The sequence below is a fragment of the Pseudomonas fluorescens genome, from assembly GCF_902497745.1.
GTDB lineage: Bacteria > Pseudomonadota > Gammaproteobacteria > Pseudomonadales > Pseudomonadaceae > Aquipseudomonas > Aquipseudomonas fluorescens_BM.
The window spans coordinates 93,046-111,241 of the sequence record NZ_CABVHJ010000020.1 but is presented as its reverse complement, the minus strand read 5'-3'; the positions used below and the strand labels follow the sequence as shown (position 1 = coordinate 111,241).

Here is an 18,196-nt window from a genome sequence, read left to right as displayed (position 1 = left end):
ATCTTTTGATCTTTGGTCGTTTGGGTCCGTCGAAGAGCAGGATCAAAAGATCGCAGCCTTCGGCAGCTCCTACAGGTCGGTTTTCCAGATCAAGAGGCGATGGCGGAGTCATTGGATCGGCACCGCTTTGATAGTGGCGCGCGGACCCGATGCCGGTAAAACCGCCGGCACACCCTGCGCCGCCGTCGGCAACTGTGGCGCCTGCATGTCCGGCATCGCCCAGCTGCGTTCCGGCTGCAAACCGCCCTGCGCACGGCGCATGAAATCGTAGCGATTGAGGGTGATGCTGCGCCCCGCTTCGCTGTCACGGATGATGTAAGGGCGCAGGAACACCATCAGGTTGGTCTTGGTAATCGCCCGGCGTTCGTTGCGAAACAGCGCGCCGATTCCCGGCAGACTGCCCAGCCAAGGCACCGCGTCATTGCTCTGGCTGTAACCGTCCTGCAGCAACCCGCCCAGCACCATGATCTGCCCGTCATCCAGCAGAATGCTGGTGTCGATCGCACGTTTGTTGGTGACGATCCCCGCAGAATTGGCACTGGCCGAAGCCCGCTCATCAATGCTGCTGACTTCCTGATAGATATCGAGCTTGACCGTGCCGCCCTCGGAAATCTGCGGGCGCACGTTGAGCTTCAAGCCCACCTCTTCACGGGTCACGGTCTGGAACGGGTTATTGCTGGTGCCGCCACCGCCAGTGACGTAACTGCCGCTGACAAACGGAATGGTCTGGCCAACAAAAATACTCGCCGCCTCGTTGTCGAGGGTCAGCAGGTTCGGCGTCGACAACACGTTGGTGCCGCCCTTGCTCTTCAACGCGCGGGCCAGCACCTTCAGGTCAAGAATCTTGCCGATCCCGGGAATATCCACGGTGCCGTTGACGTAGCCCAGGTTCAAACCTTGCGGCAGCACGTCGATGCTGGTCTTGCCGTTGGTGTTGAGCCCCGAACCACCCAGATTCGCGCCACCGATCACGCCGTTGCCACCGAGATTACCGGTCTGCCACTGCACGCCGAACTCACTGGCATCGTCCTCGCCGACTTCGACGATCAGGCTTTCGATCACCACTTGCGCGCGGCGCTGGTCAAGCAGATCGATCACCTCGCGCAGGTTGCGGTACAACGGCTCCGGCGCGGAAATCAGCAAGGTGTTGGTGGTGGCGTCAGCCTGAATGGTCACGCCACCGGCGCTGAAGGCGACGTTCTGTTCGCTGCTTTGCGCACCGCCACTGCCAGTTGCGCTGCCACTGCTGCCCTGAGCGTAACTGCCGCCCGTGCTGCCGCTGCTATTAGTGGTTGTTGTGCCGCTGCTTTGCGTGCCGCTCTGACCGTTCTGCCCAGCACTACCGCCGGTACTTGCGCCCATCGCACTAAGCACCGAACGAGCGCTGTCACTGGTGCCGCTATCACTCTCGCCCGTGAGCAAACCACGCAGTGCCTGCGCCAGTTTCGCCGCTTGCGCGTTACGCAGATAAACCACATGCAGATTGCTCGGATTGCTCTGCGCGTTATCCAGTTTGTAGATCAGATTGCGCGCCAGCTCCGTACGCTCCGGACTGCCGGCGCGAATGATGATGGTATTGGAACGCGGATCACCAATCACGGCGATTTTCTGCGTCGGATCATTGCCCGGCGCATCGAGCAAATCCGCCACCATCGGCGCGATGTCAGCGGCGATGCCGTTCTGGATCTGCACCACATCGGTGTCGATCGCGCTCGGCGAATCAATGCTCGCGATCAACTGCGCAACGCGGGTCAGGTTCTCAGAGTAATCAGTGATGACGATGGTGTTGTTGCCGGGGTAGGCGTTGATCGGATTGTTCGGCGAAACGATCGGCCGCAGCACCGGAATCAGGTTCACCGCGTTTTCGTATTGCAGGCGAAACGTGCGCGTGAGCATGCCGTTACCGGCCGGTTTGTCGGCGCTGTAGATCGGCCCACCCAGCAACTTCGCATCCGCCTCCGGCACCACCTGCGCCACACCGCCTACATCAACCACGCTGAAACCCTGCATGCGCAACGCCGCCAGCAACATGTCGTAAGCCTGCCGCGCTGGCACCTGACCTTCCGACACCAGCGTCAACGTGCCCTTGACCCGAGGGTCGACCAGAAACTGCTGCCCTGTCGAACGCGCTAACGCCCGCACCACCGCTTGAATATCCGCATCGACAAAATTCAGCGTCACCGGTTGATCGCCCAACGGATTGCTCGGCAAGGCAATGCCCGACGCCGCCGCCCCACTGCGCGCACTCTTGCTGATGTTGTGCAATTGCTTCGGCACAGGTCGCGCCTGCGCCTGCGCACGTTCGCGGTCGAGCACCGCGTCGCCGCTGCGCTGGGTATTGGCCAACGGCCGGCCCAGTTCACTGTCGACCAGCAACGGCGGCTGGTTTTGCGGTGTAGTGGTGTTGCTGCACGCGCTCAACGCCATCAGCAGCATCGGCAACGCCAGACGTGCCGGTTTGGATCCTGACCCCTTCATGAAGCTTCCTTAGCGCCCAGCGCCTGATCCATGCGAACGGTGCCTGACAAAGTGCCGGCGGTGACTTCGGTCGAGGGGTTGTCTGCGCGTTGCAAACGGGCCTCGACCACTTGCAGAGAAAGTTGTGCCGGGTTGCTCAACAGCCAGTCGAGCACGGCGTCGGCCGGCGCGGCGTCGAAGGTCAATTGCCAGGCGCCCTGTGCCTCCTGTAATTGGTAATGCCCCGCCATGCCGCTAGCCTGCAGGGTTTGCTCCAGCGACTGCGCCACGCTTTGCCCGTCCGGGCGCACGCTGACTTCGCGCAACAGCACTTCCAGCGCTTCAGTCTGGGCGCGCAGCTTTGGCGTTTCGGTTTGCCAATAGGTGATTTTCTTCAGCGGTGGCTGGATCAGCGCGACCCACAGCAGCAGGCCGACCAGCGCGATGGCCATGCCGCCGACCATGCGTTTTTCGCGCAGCGCCAACGGCTGCCAACGGGCCTGCACCTGAGCGTTAAAGCGTTGCCACTTGGCGCGGTACAACGCGAGCGAGGCCTTATTCATCTTCTTCTGCTCCGCCGCTGTCATCGCTGTCGCTTTGGGTGGCTTCACTGGACGGACGCAAGGTCCAGCCTTCGTCGTCTGCGGTCACGCTGATACCGGCCTGGGCCAAGGTGCTTTGCCACTCCTGATCATTGCCGCCGCGACGGGCTTCAGTCAGCAAACTCAGTTGCAAGACACCGTCGACAAACGCCAAACGCTCGACACTGCCGGCCATCGACGGCATGCCGCTGCCGGCCTGCAACACCAGACGATTGAAAGTCTGCGCCGGATCATCCGCCGCGCCCTTCTGCCGCGCCGCCAATTGCTGACGCGCCTGTTGTAACGGGTTGAGAATCACCGGCAACTCAGGGAAAGCCTGCTTTACCCGCAGGTTCATCTGGGTTTTCAACTGCTGGCCCTGCCCGGCCTCGCGAGCGGCATACAGGTTCAATCCGATCACCCACACCGCCACGGCCAACGCTGATAAAGCGATCGCCCTGCCCCAGCCGCGATGCTCGGTTTGATGCTGTTGGACCGCGCCATGCAGTCCCCAACCCGGTAGCGGCCCGGTCCAGCGCTGCGCATCAATCATCGGCAACTCAGCGCCCGGCGGCGGTTGCTCACCGATCCAGTGCAAAGTGACGCCCGGTTCCCACACAACACCGTCGAGGCCGTCATCGAACAACGGCTGCACCCGCGCCGCTTGCACACTGTCGCGCAACAACAAATGCCCGTCCTGCACGCACGCCACGGTACCGGGCAACACTGGCAAACTGTAAGGCGCCGGATAGAGTCCGCGCAGGTTCAACCCAGCGCTTTTGAGCAACTGGCCAAAACGCAATAAGTGCTGCCGAGGCGCCCAGGCGATCTGCACTTGCCCAGCCTCATCCCGAGCACTGTGCGCGATGTGCATCTCACTGCTATCGCCAAGCATCAACGCCTGCGCCGCACACTGCACCGCCGCGACAATCTTGTTCGCGGGCAGCGGCGGCAAATCGAGACTCGCCAACAGGCTGTCGGCCGGGTGCAGAAAACACGCCAGCGGCGGCAGTTTCGGCAACTGACTCAACTGGCCCAGACTGTGGCGTTCTTCGCGCGTGACTTGGCCCTGTCGATCCAGCCAGGCGCAGTGCAATTGACTGTGCAGATCCAGTTCCGCCAAGGGCGGCAACGCCACCTTCAACTGGCTCATACGCCCACCCGCGACCAGATCACCTGCGGCAAGCGGTCCTGGCTGCGATGCAGCAACGCCTCAAGACTGACCCGCCGCTGATCGCGCCGCGCCTCACCGCGCAGACGAAACCAGTCACTGGTGATGCCGACCTTGACGCTGGTCAGCTCCAGTTGCGGCATGCGCAAACGGTTAACGAAATCACCCCGGTTGATAAACCAGCGCCCGGCATCGCGCTCGGCGATCAACGCATTGGCGCGCTCCAGCGACAGCCCGGGCACATACGCAGCCAAGACCGGCGCGGTGGCCGTGTTGCCATTGAGCCAAGTGGTCGCGGGGATCACCGTCAGGTACGGCGCCAGTTTGCTCATCACCGCCTCATTCACGCCGTCCAGGCTGCGCAAATCATCAAGGCTGCGCAGCATTGGCATTGTCGGGTTCTGCGGTTTGTGTGAAGCGTTGGGCGAGGTGGCGCGACCACTGTCAAAACCACTTTTCGGCGCCTCGGCCATCTGCAGATTCAGCAGTCGCGGGTACGAAGCTATCACCCGCTGACTGATACGCTGACTCAACCCGGCACTGACCCCGATCAACTCACACAAGCGCTGAAACGCCGCCACCTGCGCCTCATCAACCCGCTCGTTGGCCACCAGATTGCGCAGGTTGAACTTGCCCTGCTCATCCTCCAGTCGTCCTTCAAAACCTTGCGCGGAGAGACGCTGCGCCCACGGCTGATCAAGCCGGGTCAACGGATCGCGCTGACGTGCATCCCACAACAACTGACGGCTGATCTCCAACCCACCCAGCACCAGCCAACGCCCCTGCACACGCTGCTGATCCGCCTCCAGCGCACGGGTCGACACGCTCTGGCGCGTCAACATGCCCGCCGCAATCACCGCCACCACGGCCGCAATCAACAACGCGCTGATAATCGCCATGCCCTGTTGCTTCGCCCCCTCAGGCGAGCGGCTGTTCATGGCCGGCCTTACAACTGCCAGGAACCGATATCGGCATTCACGCCGTCGCCGTCAGGCTGACCATCGGCACCGAGGGAAAAGATGTCGATCTCGCCATTGGCGCCGGGGTTGAGGTACTGATAAGGACGCCCCCACGGATCGTTCGGCAAACGCTCCAGGTACGAGCGCCAATTGCTGTTCTTTGCATCCGCCGGCCGCTCAACCAGGACTTTCAAACCCTGATTCATCGACGGATAAGTACCGTGATCAAGGCGATACAACTTCAACGCCTGCATCAACCCACCAATATCCTGCTTCGCCGCCGTCGCCCGCGCCTGATCCGGCCGGTCGAGCACCTTGGGCACCACCATCGCCGCCAAAATCCCCAGAATGACCACGACCACCATGATCTCGATCAGGGTAAAACCCTGCTGCCCACGCGGCGTGCGCATCGGTTGCTGAAGCGATTTGAAAGGTGCGATATCCATCTCGACATTCCCTGGCTTGATTCGATTCGACGCGCAGTGTTGCAAGAAGATATGTCAGTGATGTTGAAAATCCTCGGGTGTTTTCGTCGTCAAGCGGTCAAGGACGCGGGTTAGCGTCGAGGGCTGGGTTTTGGTTTTGGGCGGTTTATGCGTGCGCGTTCGCGGGAAGCGGGTTTCACGTTGATTGAGGTGCTGGTGGCGCTGGCGATTATTGCCGTGGCGATGTCGGCGGCTGTGCGGGTGGCGGGGTTGATGACGCAGAGCAGCGGGGTTTTACGGGATCGGTCGGTGGCGATGATTGCGGCGCAGAGTCGGATGGCGGAGTTGCGGCTGGAAGGCAGGTTGCCGATGGGTATGAAAGCGCAGGAATGTGATCAGGGGCGGCTATTGCTGCGCTGCGAACAGGTGATCAGCGCAGCCGAAAACGGCCGCTTACTCAAGATTGGCATCCAGGTATTTGACCGCAACCAGGATGCGCCGCCGTTGGCCAGGCTTGAGACTTTAATGTCCCGAACCGAAAGCCCCTCACCCTAGCCCTCTCCCAAGGGAGAGGGAACCGATTCGGGAATATTCGAGAGCTACACCGACTTGAAAGCCATTCATTGAATCCAAAATGGCCAAGCTCACAAAGCAAATCGAAGGTCTTTCACCAAAGCCATAATCACCAAGGTCTTCCAGGTCGACGTACCCCGCAAGACATCTCGGTCGGCCCCCTCTCCCTCCGGGAGAGGGCTGGGGTGAGGGCCGCTTCTACTCGCGAAGTCCCAGAATCACCAAAACCATAATCGCCAAGCTCTTTAAGTTTAAACGTTGGTGTTTATCGAGACAGAACTCCGTCAGCCTTCCCAGGTAGATCCGTCCACTTATCCCCGCTTACCCCTAGCGAAATGCCCAACCTCCGCCGCTCGCCGAAAACCGCGCGCCTCTGTCTGGCCCTCTACCCTTCTGACGTCCAGCGACTGAGTTACCGGAAGTGGTCAGGATGACTATGCTGTTGACTTACATAGCTGAAAAAATAGTCAGGCAATGCCGATACCGAGGTTGATGCATAGAACGCAAAAAACCGATCTGACACGAAATCGACCTGGTAACTAAAGCAACGGAGTGCGAGATGAAAGTCATCGCTTTTTTAGCCGTTTATCTCGCAGGTGGGGTTGCTCTGTTTCCTTTCCTCGACCTCATGCGTCCCGTAGGTGTGTTTCTCGACCATTTCTATTCACAAATTTTCCTGAGCTCCGGCGCTGATGTAGCAGAACGCCTAAGCCTGAGCTTTATCTACGCAAGTCTGTTTCATCTGGTGTGGTCGGCTTTATTTTCTGAATCTGCAAAAAGCTGGGTACCCACGATCAACTTCAGAGACCTTTGCTATCTCGCCTTACGATGTCTGAGTTTTTTTGGCGTCAGCTTGATAAGTCTCGGGCTGGTTGGAATAACCAGCCAAAAAATGCCCCGTACGGACTTTCATCAATATTTCACTTTTTTGGTGATCTGCATGCTTCTGGGTCTTTGGGCGTGGTCGCTCAAGGATTTTCTGGTGGCAGCCTTTCATTGCACCGGAAGAAGAATCACAGGAACGACTAAATAAAAGCAGGCAATAACCCAGGTCACTTTCACTAGGCTCGGCGCTAGGCCGAAAGCAGCAACAAGGGAGGCAGCACGTCCCGAAGGGCTGGCACCAAGAATCACCATCCTCCGCAACCTCATACCGAGGATCCGGAGTTTTTGTCGAGCTAAAATCGGCTATAGGAACTGTAATTGAAGGCCTCGACCCTCGTATTTTTCGCACTTTATTACACGGGTATCAGCGCAGCGTTTGCCGATGACTCACAGGCGCCAAACGACAATCGCGGGCCAGCAGGCATCGTCGTCGGTGAGCGTTTGGCTGCGGCCAAATCCAAGCTAGTCAAACAAGGCTGGAAGCCGACGCAGATGCATACCAACGACGGCTATGAATACAGTGGCGTGGAGAAGGAGCTGGCTACACGCAAGTTCTTCGAACTGGATAGCTGCTCTTTCGATAGCTCGCGCTGCATCTTGTACTACACGAAGAAAGGAACTTGCCTACGCGTCGATATCATTGGAGAGCAATTCAATGACATGACGGTGACGCGATGGACCCGCGAATGTCCTGAAGCGCCTCAATAACCACACGAAAACGGCACGGTAATAATCAACTGCTCCCACAGGTGTCAGCGTCGTACACAACATCTGCCATCAGCATAAAACCCTGTGGGAGCGAGCCTGCTCGCGAAGGCGCCAGAATGAACATCCGATCAATCACCAGGTGATCCCGGCACCCGCATCACTCCGGCAATTGCAAATTATCCAACGCCCGATTCACCGCCAGCTCCCCGAGCATGATCAACTGCGCAATCCCCGCCAACGCATGGCGCTGCGATGCCGGCAACAGGCTGGAGACGTTCTGGGCGATGGTTTTGGCCGAAGCAAGTGTTGCACTGGCATCGACCAGCAGTTCTTCGGTTTTGTTGTCCGCCGTCACGGCGTACATCCCACGGTTTTTACGTGGGGGCGGCGTGGAACCGGGTGGACAGAGGTAATGGTCGAGCGCGCGGTCGGCGGCTTCGTGGAGTTTTTTGGAATCGATGGATTCGTAGGGGGAAACCGAGACGGTTTCGGGCGGGTTGGGTGTTGGTTTGATCATGGTGAAGCTCCAAATTTATACCTGGTGGAACCACCAACACCTGTCGCTAAACAAGTAAGGGTGGCAGCTGTACGCGGGTTAGCGAACCGAGAGGTATAAGACCCGGCAGACCCGAAGGTCTCCCACGCACAGCCACCATATCGTCGTCGCAAACGTCTGCGACAAACTGGAGCGTCGTTGTAATTATACCTGGTCAGGTCGCTAAACCCGGTCGCTGGGTTGCCAGCGACACGTAGACGATAAAGACCAGGTACAAATCGCACAAGCCGGCGGATTCTGGCGTAGCTGTAGGCAAAGGCGCAAGGGTGTGTAGCCTGAGAGAGTGTCTGGAGATGTCTTTTTAAACGTTGGTGTTTATCGAGCCTCATCGCATCCCGATTTCTAAAATCGATCCTGTCACGTGTTGCCAGAGATCACCCGAGCTTGCCCCCCGCGTTGCGACCGCACCCAACAGTCAACCAATAATTTGTAAGTAAATATTGAGCGCGCCGCCTGCCTCGGGCATGCTGCGCGCAGCACATTTACATGGACAGTAAAACTTTATGCGCCCCTCCCAGGACATGCCCATTCTTCTCGCGTACACGCTGGTCACCCCCGCATTATTTTGGCAGCCGATATCCCCCGCCCCCATATCGACTCCATTCCGGTCAAGGAAAACTGAAACTTTGAAAAGGAACATTTCATGAGTGGCAAACCTGCTGCGCGAGTGACAGATCCCACCAATTGCCCGCTCCCCGGGCATGGCACAAACCCTATTGTCAGCGGCTCGCCCAATGTGAATTTCGACGGCCTTGCCGCCGCTCGAATGACCGACAAGTCCGCCTGCGGTAGCCCAATCACGGGCGCCGTCAGCGCTACGGTTTTCATCAATGGGCTGAACGCTGCGACCAAAGACAGTACCGGTGGCCACGGCAACGTGGTTATCGGCGGATCCGGCACGGTCATCATTGGCGACACCGTCGTATCAGCGCCTTTCAGCGGTCTGCTGCCGATGCCGGTGCACTTCAGTGACAAGTTCAGACTGGTTGACCAGGAGTCGGGCAAACCGTTAGCCAATTTTGAATACGCCATTCAACGCGCCGACGGCAGCATGGAACACGGCGTAAGTGATCCAATGGGCTACACGCACGTAGTGAGTTCGCACCTACCTGAAACCATCAAGCTGTTTCTTGAGGATTAAGGCATGGCTGAAGTGATTAGCAAGAGTGGCAGGAAGATGTCTCCCGTCGCCACGCGAGAAGTGACGGCCGTCAAAGACACCACCCCAAAAACTGTAGCGCTGGACGCTAAAAAACAGATAAGACGGGCGGAGAATGAGGAGTATTTGAAGGATCCGAACGTGAAGGCCTTTTTGGCTGCCATTGCCAAAGCCGAAGGAGGTGACTACCACGCGAAATATGGATATGGCTGGGCAAAGGGCTTCCAGACCGGAAAATGGACGTTCACTGATGAGTCGACCCATCCGGGCGCCGGCTTCGGCGGATCTACAACGGCATCGGGCTTGTATCAAATAACCATTGCCACTTGGCGCGAGTATGGCGGAAAGATGGGGCTGACCGACTTTACGCCTCATACGCAAGACCTTATCGCGGTCGACATGCTGCGCACCCTGGGTGTGATCGACAAGATCAAGGCCGGCGACATTCCAGGCGCGATGCCGAAAGCAGCAACAAGGTGGGCGGCACTTCCCGAAGGGCCCGGCAAAAAGAATCACTATCCCCCGCAACATTACGTCGAGTATCCAGAATTTTTGTCGAGCTACAAATCGGCTGGAGGAACAACCAAATGAAGGCTTCAACCCTCGTACTTGTCGCACTTTATTGCACGGGTATCAGCGCAGCATTTGCCGATGGCTCACAGGCGCCGAACGACAAGCGCGGGCCAGCAGGCATAGTCGTCGGAGAGCGTTTGGCTGCGGCCAAGTCCAAGCTCGTCACACAAGGATGGAAGCCAACGCGGATGCACACCACCGACGGTTATGAATACAGCGGCGTGGAGAAGGAGCTGGCTGCACACAAGTTCTTCGAACTGGATACCTGCTCGTTTGATAGCTCGCGCTGCATCTTGTACTACGCGAAGAAAGGAACTTGCCTACGCGTCGATACCATTGGCGAGCAATTCAATGACATGACGGTGACGCGATGGACCCACGAATGTCCTGAAGCGCCTCAATAACCACACGAAGACGGCACGGTAATCATCAACTGCTCCCACAGGCTCCAGCGTCGTACACAACATCTGCAATCAGCATAAAACCCTGTGGGAGCGAGCCTGCTCGCGAAGGCGCCAGAATGAACACCTGATCAGTCACCAGATGATCCCGACACCCGCATCACTCCGGCAATTGCAAATTATCCAACGCCCGATTCACAGCCAACTCCCCGAGCATGATCAACTGCGAAATCCCCAACAACGCCCGACGCTGCGACGCCGGCAACAAACTGGCAACGTTCTGCGCAATGGTTTGAGCCGAAGCGAGTGTTTCACTGGCATCGATCAGCAGTTCTTCGTTTTTATTGTCCGCAGTCACGGCGTACATCCCACGGTTTTTACGTGGGGGCGGCGTGGAGCCGGGTGGACAGAGGTAATGGTCGAGCGCGCGGTCGGCGGCTTCGTGGAGTTTTTTTGAGTCGATGGATTCGTAGGGGGAAACCGAGTCGGTTTCGGGCGGGTTGGGTGTTGGTTTGATCATGAGTGAATCTCCAAATCATAGAAAAGGAGCCATCATCTTTCGCTACCAAACGAAGGGGTGGTGGCCATACGAAGGTTGGTAGACCGGTGACTTGGAGAACCGGCGCGCCCGAAGACGCCCTGCGCATGGCCACCATAAATACACAGCCCCAAAAAGGCTGTATCGGGTGACGCTATGCGCCAAGTCTAAGCCGGGCTACCAAACCCGATCGCTGATTCGTCAGCGACCGGACCACAATAGAATCCGACCCAAAAGCGCACAAGCCGGCGGATTCTGGCGTAGCTGTAGGCAAAGGCGCAAGGATGTGTAGCCTAGGAGAGTGTCGGGAGATGTCTTTTTAAACGTTGCTGTATATCGAGGGCTCATTCCGTCCTTTACTACTACCTATTTCTGTAGTTCCCTTTACCCGCTGACCATCGTGGGGTACAGGCGCAGTACCAGATTTCGAAGCTCAAAGTAGACCTTGTCGCTGATCTTCTACTTATGTCACGTTTCGAGTACCCTGCACATTGGCTCAGGGTGCTACACGTGAAAAACTGGTGCCAACAACTACAAAAGTTAAAAATAATAATTAATTTTTAACCTATTTTAATTTAATCAGGGTGAGGCCGTGATTTATCTAAAAGCTTTAGCAGTGTGTTCAGTACTTGGATCAATTGCTTGGGTCATTGTGGAGCCTGGATTTGAGCCAAGCCTTGCCGTTGCTGGGTCTATATCGACACTAGCTGGGCTATTTGTGATGAATAGAAATAAGCAGCAGAATTCGAGACAGAAACAGGATTTCTCAGTCAACTCGTCCGTTAACAACGCAGGAGGCAATATTAACTCGGCTTCCCAGTCAACCAGTGGGCCAAACAGCCCAAATTTCTCTAACATTCAAGGAGATGTTAGTGTAACTATAAATACTGGAAAGACAAAACTTGATATTCCGAGCTTCGACTTCTCTCTTCAGCCTTCTCCAGGTTGGAGAGGAGACCCAATGCTAGGTGAAAAATTCAACGATACAATGGCTGGCCAATTAAATAACACAGTCTATTTATCGATAACTCTACCTAAAGAAATGACGGAAGACGTAGGACGAGATAACGATGAATACGGCAGATTCATATTTACCGTAAGAAATAACGAGGACGATTTTAACTCTGGGGGCGCAGAATACCTAGTGCATCTATCGAAATCTGAAAAAACACCTCTTGAATTTAAAGGTGACGTAGCTCTGCTCTCAGGATACTTTAAAATTTACGACATCAATGGTCCCAGACAAGGCTACATGTCCGTAAATTTACGCTCAGTAAATATCGACTAGCATTCCAAGGGGACTTATATATTCCCAGAAAACAACTCAGCCTCCATTATCCGATAGAAAAGTCTCGGTATAAAAATCTCCAAACACGTCACATCACCTCCCCAAACTTAAGATCCGAGTAAAAAAATGACGACAAATTACTGGCTTGTAGGTGCTACATGGGGAGGATCAAAAGACGTCCTACCTAAATTTTTACAACGGGGATACTGGTATTGCTGGGATGCAAATAAATTCGAGAATGAGGAAACCGGAGTAGGAAACTCCATAAAAAATCAACAAGAACGATTTACGCAGGTAAAGACAGGTGATCGTATTGCAGTCAAACGCTTACTAGGGAAAGGATCATCAGAAATGGCAATCCTTGCAATAGGAAAAGTTAAAGACGTAGATATTTCCGAATGGAGAATCTATGTTGACTGGATTATTTCAGACATTAAAGATCGCAACGTTCCGCTAAGAGGTTGTGCGGCCTCAATTCATGGCCCTTTCTCAAAATCTGGAAAGGATGAAGAATGGATTCAAAAAATATTCTGCCTCTAAAAAGGACAACAAATTAAAAAATGTGCGAATTAATTTACAGCCGTTCACTTCTCGGCGAATAAATTGACTCCAACGCAAAAAGGGATGGATTTGCTTCCAGAGAGCAAATCCGCTCCAACCTTCTAATTTTCTTTTAATTTGCGTAATTCATTTTCTAAAGCATCGATTTGAGCGTGCAACTTTTCATTCTCTTTCATTAGGAAGCTTTTCGACGGACTCTCAGGGTTATGATAAGAAGGAATATCATACAACAGTTCCAACTCATCCTTATAAGGCATCAAAGGCTGATAAAGTTGATAAAAAGCACGTCCTACTGCCCCTCGAAACAGTTCAAGTATTGGCTTTTTTGCACCAACAGAAAGAATATGATCAGTAGCAATACCTGGATAGGGATCGATGTATATTATTTTAGTGACACCCAGTTGATATGCTTTTTTTGCACAAAGTTCACAGGGGCTAGCGGTAGTAAACAAAACACCCCCAATAAGTTTTTGCCCACCAAATTTTGCAATTTGCAAAAAAGCATTTTCTTCTGCATGAAGTGATCTCGTGTGAACTTGGTTCTTTTCACCCTCAATTTCATTTTGTAGCGCTTTGAAGCAAAACGGGATATTCCGTTTTTGAGTGGCGCCAGTTTTTATCAAATTAAAATATTTATCACTTAAAGCCTTGCGGAACACATTATCGTTTTTTTCATACTCACTATAATCGGCACCATTAATTCCGCTCAATAAGTCCTCAGCACTTCTTAACAAGCATGGAGTTTGTCCTTGGGGAGTACTGTTCCAGCCGACACTTTTTACACTGTAACCAGTATCTGTTACTACAGCCCCAACCTGTCGCGAAATACAGCCGGAGCTTTGCTTGACCGTATAAGCTATTTGCATACAGTTTTCAACTGACGTCGGCATCACTAACCCAGGATGCATCATAAGCGCTAGGTACCATGCTAGCTGACTCACCAAGTCATTTTGATTGAACTCGCTAGCTTTGGAGTTGTGAATATGAATATCAGCAATCTCGATACAAGCCTGAATATTTTGCGCGATAAATTTATTGGCCCCGGAAACTTTTCCAGGATACTCCTTATTATCGAGATCCGAAATCTCTTTCATTGAAAGCTTTCTATATTCATGCAAACTACTCAATCTTTTTGAATTAGGCGTATTTACGGATATCAGGTAGAAGTTTGCATATCTCCGCTTTAAAAAGAATGCCTCATACGGATTTCTAATCGCATCTATAACAACCCTGCACGGAATTCCTTTTGCTATTGTAGATTTTCGAACAAGCTTAATTAGAAAATTTAAATGCTTCGGAAAATTAAATATCTTGCCGGCGTCAAAGATATTACTATTTGCAAGGCCTGAGGATCTAATATTGTCACCAGAGTTTTGGTAAAGCTTGGTAAAACCAGCCCCACCTAAGCTTTCCCTCAAACTCTCAGCAACACGCGGCAAGGTTGAAAAATAAAGCTCTATCCATGACTCTAACTCGCTAGGATCAACCTTCCCATTAAACGAATGAAGCCGGAGAATTTCCTCTCGCACCTTATTCGAGTCATCATAAATCGCTGCTGCGGACTCTTGCCTAATGCCTGCACCCGAGATCCCTACTAAATACGATACAAACGGCTCTCTTTCTAGAAGCAATAGGTGATATGTAATTAATGATCGCACCTCAATCTTATAAAAAGAAGTCCATTCATTGCCCTTTAAGTACTTATGAATTATTTTATGTTTTTTTAACTCATTCTCCGTGAGCCCCTCATAGCCGTCCGCAGGAAATTCGAAACTTGTGCCGCCCAACTTGCTAGCGGCGGTAGAGCATCCTGAACCAGTACGCCCTGTCAGGCCAATTATCAGAAAGTTATTTGCCTCACTGTAAACCCCACTTATTGCTTCACCAGTCTTTATGGACATTCCCTCTCCCCTTAGCCCTGTAATCTACGAACGGAAAAATGAAAATACGTCTATCCCATTACAAATGTAGTCTGCTTTTTGGCGCACATTAAAGTTTTGCACTACGGGCTCCTCCAAACCTTCAAGGATGTTCTACTAAGAAAATGGCTGCTAAAACGTATGTAGGACTGCCTTCAAGGTCCCCTCAATGAGTAGATTGCTTTTCTGTGCGATAGCGGTATGTCGTGACATGATTGCTCTTTGCCGAAAGCAATCAAATGCTTTGCTTGTTCACCTTACTCTCTCGCCGAGCCGCTTGAACCGGCAGGCCAGAAGGGGCAACTACAAAATGGCTGATTCGATCTTTCAATTCAGGGCCTCACCAACCTCGGCAACACCACCCCCCTCCCCCAACCTCTCCACCCCTAACCGCACCGTCTCCCCACCCTGCTCAATCACCACCCCATCCCCCTCCACCGCCACCAACCTCACCCCAGGCCCAACCCTCTCCCCCTGCAAAAAACTCCTCGGCGGCCCATCGTTCAGGCTGAGTATCGCCACCGCCCCCCGACTCCCCGCCATCACCCCGCTCACCTTGATATCCATCGGCGCCGTTTGATTGGAAAACCACTGCAACGCCGGGCTATCACTGCGCGCCGCCAGCAACTGCGGGGCCGCTGCCGGGGTGTGTGATTCGGCGGAGGTCAGCAGCAGCGACGACCACGTCGCCACGCCGACCAGCGCCGCGAGCAGTGCGAGGGCCTGGACCATTTGGGGTGGGGTAAAGCGTGCGGTGAAGGTCATGGGTTGAATCTCCTTTTTATCCCTGCTGCCAGCCTACGCGGCAATTCTCTCCGTTTTATTTCACACGCCTTACATGTTGGCCGTGCACGATGGCGCAGGACGCAAAGGAGCGCGCGCGCGATGAACAGGCAAGAGGGTTTTACGCTGATCGAGTTGATGGTGGTGCTGGTGATCATCGGCATCGCCAGTGCGGCGATCAGCTTGAGTATCAAGCCCGATCCGTTGCAGTTGCTGCGCAAGGATGCCGAGCGTGTGGCGCAGTTGCTGCAGGTGGCGCAGGCGGAGGCGCGCGCGGATGGGCGGCCGATTGTGTGGGTGAGTGATGCCAAGGGGTTTCGGTTTAGTCGGCGCAGTGACAGTGGCAAGGGGTTTGATCATTTCGCGCAGGATCCGCAGTTGCGGCCGCGTGCCTGGCAGAGTCCGAAGATGGAGGTGCGGGTGGAGCCGAAACAGAGGGTCGTGCTGAACGCTGAGTGGATCAATCCGCCGCTGCAGTTGACGTTGTCGGATGGGTTGAATCGCTTGAGTGTGCTGCGTGATGGCAGCGGAAGGATCAGCCTGCAATGAAGCGCCAGCAAGGATTTACGTTGATTGAGGTGATGGTCGCGATTTTGCTGATGGCGGTGGTGAGTTTGATTGCCTGGCGGGGGCTGGACAGTGTGACGCGGGCGGACAGTCATTTGCAGGCGAGCAGTGAGCAGAGTGACGGTTTATTGCGAGCGCTGAATCAGTTGCAGCGGGATGTGGAGATGCGGGCGGGGATTGAGTTGACCGAGCCGAAGAAGGTTGGGGTGGATGATGAGCCGCCGACCGCCCCGCCCGCTTTGACTGTGCGCAGTAGCGACAGTAAGGGGTTTCGGCTGGACATTATTCGCACGGCGGCGGATCAGCCGGGGGCGTTGCAGCGGGTGCGGTGGTGGGTCAAGGGCGACACTTTGTATCGGGCGGTGGCTGAGGCGCGGAGTCGGTATCCGTTGCCGGCGCCTGGGAATGGGGTCGCTGTTTTGAGTGAGGTCAGTGATGTGCAGGTGCGGGTTTGGGAGGTGGATAAGGGGTGGCGGCAGTTGAGCGGGAATCGGCGGGAGGATCCGTTGGGGTTGGAGATTCGGTTGAGTCGGGGGACGGCGCAGGGGGTGGAGAAGTATCGGCAGGTGATTGGGCCGTTGGAGTGAAGCCGATCCCTGAATATCGGATATCCCTGTAGGAGCTGCCGAAGGCTGCGATCTTTTGACTTTGATTTTGCAGATCAAAAGATCGCAGCCTTCGGCAGCTCCTACATTGGGATTGGGATTGGGGGTGGGCAGTTGGGGATTGGTTGGCTGTTAGGCCGTCTTCGCGAGCAGGCTCGCTCCCACCGTTTTAATGTGCGTACAACCCAAGCGGCAAAGCCGCCCCACTCAACAGGATGAGCGTTAGCTCGGCTGCTGCTTTTGATCTTGATCTTGATCCACGGGCGACGTCGGAAGGCTGAGTGGAGGGATTCATCCGGGGGTGGGAGCGCAGCGACCGTTTGGCGCAGCCAAATGCATCGAGAGGAAGTGCAGCGAAGCAAACCGTAGGCGATGCGCCCGGATGGATCCCGGAGCGAAGGAACCCCGAGCTTTAGCGAGCGGGCCGCACGCAGGAGCAAGCCTTTTTGGTTACTTTTTCGGCGTCTGGAAAAAGTGACCCGCCGTAAGGGCGGAACCCTAAGCAGCCGTTACCGCAGCAACGGATATGTACCCAATCAAACCCACTAACTCAAAACAACGACGCCACCCGGCAGCTCAGTGCATTTAACGCCATAAGCATCCCGAATCAGCAATGCAACACCAGCAAGTTGATCAAGGCTAAAGCGCGCCTGCACCCGCCGCTGCCCAAGCTCACGATTAAGCAGCAACAACATCCCCGGCCGATACCGATTGATCTCATCAATCATCTGGCTCAACGTCGCGCCGTTAAACACCAACACTTGCTGACGCCAATTCATCACTGCCGCCGTGTCGACACTCTGCACACTGCCAACCTGCCGCGCGTCGTAAGTCACCTGCTGCCCCGGTTCAAGCCGCAGACTACGACCTTCAACATCCACTTCAACCGCGCCATCAAGGCAAGTCACACAGACTTGCTGATCAGTATTACGCAGGTTGAAACGCCCCTGACTAGCACGCAACCACCCTCCCCCAGCCTGCACCGCCAGCGGCAACCGCGCCGTCTGCACCTCAACTTCACCACTGACCAGCTCAAAACCCTGCACGCCCTCAGACACCGCACGCTGATTGATCCGAGTCTGAGTATTCAGCTCCAGGCTCACACCCTGCGCCGGTTCAAAACGACGCTGCTGGCCGACTTCAGTGATGTAGTCGGCACCCAATCCTTCGAAGCCACCAGGAATCGCCCCGCGCACCAGCAAAAACGCCGCCGACGCAGCAATCGCCCCGCCGAGAAAAGCACGTCGACCAAACCCGCGCGGTGCCTGCATTTGCTCCACGGCCGGTTGCAGTTGCTGCCACAACCGCTTGGCCTCTTCGAACGCGCGGGCATGCTCGGCGCTCTGCGCGCACCATTCGCGCAAGGCGCGGGCATCGGCCACGGTGGCGCGGCCGGAGGTCAGCAGGACCAGCCAGTCGCGGGCTTCGCTGTGCAGATGGTCGGCCGCCGATGGCTCGGCAGGTGTCAGTCGAAAGATGTTCAAACG

19 protein-coding genes and 1 pseudogene are annotated in these 18,196 nt (G+C 55.2%); 10 read left to right on the top strand and 10 right to left on the bottom strand.

The features are described from left to right. Nucleotides 1-108: 108 nt before the first annotated feature. The 5 genes from gspD to gspG are packed head-to-tail and all read right to left on the bottom strand — an operon-like array spanning nt 109 to nt 5,614. The gene (gene gspD / locus F8N44_RS25365; protein WP_150652220.1) at nt 109-2,478 is read right to left on the bottom strand and encodes a type II secretion system secretin GspD; all 2,370 of its coding nucleotides are present in this window, start codon (nt 2,476-2,478) and stop codon (nt 109-111) included. Then, nucleotides 2,475-3,020, bottom strand: a complete 546-nt coding sequence (gene gspM, locus F8N44_RS25360) for a type II secretion system protein GspM (protein ID WP_150652219.1) — start codon at nt 3,018-3,020, stop codon at nt 2,475-2,477. Before gspM ends, gspD begins: the two co-directional genes overlap by 4 nt. Further along, complete coding sequence (gspL, locus tag F8N44_RS25355) at nt 3,013-4,191, bottom strand: type II secretion system protein GspL (protein WP_150652218.1); 1,179 nt, start codon at nt 4,189-4,191, stop codon at nt 3,013-3,015. Before gspL ends, gspM begins: the two co-directional genes overlap by 8 nt. Beyond that, nucleotides 4,188-5,147 carry a type II secretion system minor pseudopilin GspK gene (gene gspK / locus F8N44_RS25350; RefSeq protein ID WP_150652217.1) on the bottom strand — a complete coding sequence of 320 codons (960 nt, stop codon included), beginning with the start codon at nt 5,145-5,147 and terminating at the stop codon, nt 4,188-4,190. Before gspK ends, gspL begins: the two co-directional genes overlap by 4 nt. Before the next feature lie 8 nt (nt 5,148-5,155). Then, nucleotides 5,156-5,614 carry a type II secretion system major pseudopilin GspG gene (gene gspG / locus F8N44_RS25345; protein ID WP_038368790.1) on the bottom strand — a complete coding sequence of 153 codons (459 nt, stop codon included), beginning with the start codon at nt 5,612-5,614 and terminating at the stop codon, nt 5,156-5,158. Between the two features lie 147 nt (nt 5,615-5,761). Between gspG and gspI the strand changes: the two genes are divergently transcribed. From gspI to F8N44_RS25330, 3 genes are all read left to right on the top strand, one after another. Further along, nucleotides 5,762-6,148 (top strand): type II secretion system minor pseudopilin GspI, encoded by a 387-nt coding sequence (gspI, locus tag F8N44_RS25340; RefSeq protein WP_150652216.1) that lies wholly within the window; start codon nt 5,762-5,764, stop codon nt 6,146-6,148. Nucleotides 6,149-6,725: 577 nt separating this feature from the next. Then, nucleotides 6,726-7,199 carry a hypothetical protein gene (locus F8N44_RS25335; RefSeq protein ID WP_150652215.1) on the top strand — a complete coding sequence of 158 codons (474 nt, stop codon included), beginning with the start codon at nt 6,726-6,728 and terminating at the stop codon, nt 7,197-7,199. Nucleotides 7,200-7,369: 170 nt separating this feature from the next. Then, nucleotides 7,370-7,759: a hypothetical protein gene (locus F8N44_RS25330; protein WP_150652214.1), complete on the top strand. Its 390-nt coding sequence runs from the start codon at nt 7,370-7,372 to the stop codon at nt 7,757-7,759. Nucleotides 7,760-7,916: 157 nt separating this feature from the next. On the opposite strand, the gene F8N44_RS25325 is transcribed toward F8N44_RS25330, so the two are convergent. Next, nucleotides 7,917-8,276: a DUF6124 family protein gene (locus tag F8N44_RS25325; RefSeq protein WP_150652213.1), complete on the bottom strand. Its 360-nt coding sequence runs from the start codon at nt 8,274-8,276 to the stop codon at nt 7,917-7,919. Nucleotides 8,277-8,958: 682 nt separating this feature from the next. Between F8N44_RS25325 and F8N44_RS25315 the strand changes: the two genes are divergently transcribed. Genes F8N44_RS25315 through F8N44_RS25305 form a run of 3 tightly spaced genes read left to right on the top strand, consistent with a single transcriptional unit; the run spans nt 8,959 to nt 10,451 of the window. Further along, nucleotides 8,959-9,456 (top strand): PAAR domain-containing protein, encoded by a 498-nt coding sequence (locus tag F8N44_RS25315; protein ID WP_095125648.1) that lies wholly within the window; start codon nt 8,959-8,961, stop codon nt 9,454-9,456. 3 nt (nt 9,457-9,459) lie between these two features. Further along, nucleotides 9,460-10,065 carry a hypothetical protein gene (locus F8N44_RS25310; protein ID WP_218233172.1) on the top strand — a complete coding sequence of 202 codons (606 nt, stop codon included), beginning with the start codon at nt 9,460-9,462 and terminating at the stop codon, nt 10,063-10,065. Further along, complete coding sequence (locus F8N44_RS25305; RefSeq protein ID WP_150652211.1) at nt 10,062-10,451, top strand: hypothetical protein; 390 nt, start codon at nt 10,062-10,064, stop codon at nt 10,449-10,451. The genes F8N44_RS25310 and F8N44_RS25305 overlap by 4 nt, the downstream gene beginning before the upstream one ends. Nucleotides 10,452-10,608: 157 nt before the next feature. Here F8N44_RS25305 and F8N44_RS25300 read toward each other — a convergent pair whose 3' ends face one another. Next, a complete protein-coding gene (locus F8N44_RS25300) occupies nt 10,609-10,968 on the bottom strand; it encodes a DUF6124 family protein (RefSeq protein WP_150652210.1) in 360 nt (119 codons plus the stop codon). 610 nt (nt 10,969-11,578) lie between these two features. Between F8N44_RS25300 and F8N44_RS25295 the strand changes: the two genes are divergently transcribed. After that, nucleotides 11,579-12,274: a hypothetical protein gene (locus F8N44_RS25295; RefSeq protein WP_150652209.1), complete on the top strand. Its 696-nt coding sequence runs from the start codon at nt 11,579-11,581 to the stop codon at nt 12,272-12,274. 126 nt (nt 12,275-12,400) lie between these two features. Beyond that, a complete protein-coding gene (locus tag F8N44_RS25290) occupies nt 12,401-12,814 on the top strand; it encodes a glycyl-tRNA synthetase subunit alpha (RefSeq protein WP_150652208.1) in 414 nt (137 codons plus the stop codon). A 122-nt stretch (nt 12,815-12,936) separates the two neighbouring features. On the opposite strand, the gene F8N44_RS25285 is transcribed toward F8N44_RS25290, so the two are convergent. Then, entirely contained in the window at nt 12,937-14,736 is a 1,800-nt protein-coding gene (locus F8N44_RS25285) for a hypothetical protein (RefSeq protein WP_150652207.1), read from the bottom strand. Nucleotides 14,737-15,086: 350 nt separating this feature from the next. Beyond that, a pseudogene (locus F8N44_RS25280) lies at nt 15,087-15,519 on the bottom strand (type II secretion system protein N). 120 nt (nt 15,520-15,639) lie between these two features. Here F8N44_RS25280 and gspH point away from each other — a divergent pair. Both gspH and F8N44_RS25270 read left to right on the top strand, forming a co-directional pair. Further along, nucleotides 15,640-16,086 (top strand): type II secretion system minor pseudopilin GspH, encoded by a 447-nt coding sequence (gspH, locus tag F8N44_RS25275; RefSeq protein WP_064392940.1) that lies wholly within the window; start codon nt 15,640-15,642, stop codon nt 16,084-16,086. Next, nucleotides 16,083-16,691 carry a prepilin-type N-terminal cleavage/methylation domain-containing protein gene (locus tag F8N44_RS25270; RefSeq protein WP_150652205.1) on the top strand — a complete coding sequence of 203 codons (609 nt, stop codon included), beginning with the start codon at nt 16,083-16,085 and terminating at the stop codon, nt 16,689-16,691. Before gspH ends, F8N44_RS25270 begins: the two co-directional genes overlap by 4 nt. 563 nt (nt 16,692-17,254) lie before the next feature. Here F8N44_RS25270 and F8N44_RS25265 read toward each other — a convergent pair. Beyond that, the gene (locus tag F8N44_RS25265; RefSeq protein WP_150652204.1) at nt 17,255-18,193 is read right to left on the bottom strand and encodes a FecR family protein; all 939 of its coding nucleotides are present in this window, start codon (nt 18,191-18,193) and stop codon (nt 17,255-17,257) included. Between the last annotated feature and the right edge of the window lie 3 nt (nt 18,194-18,196).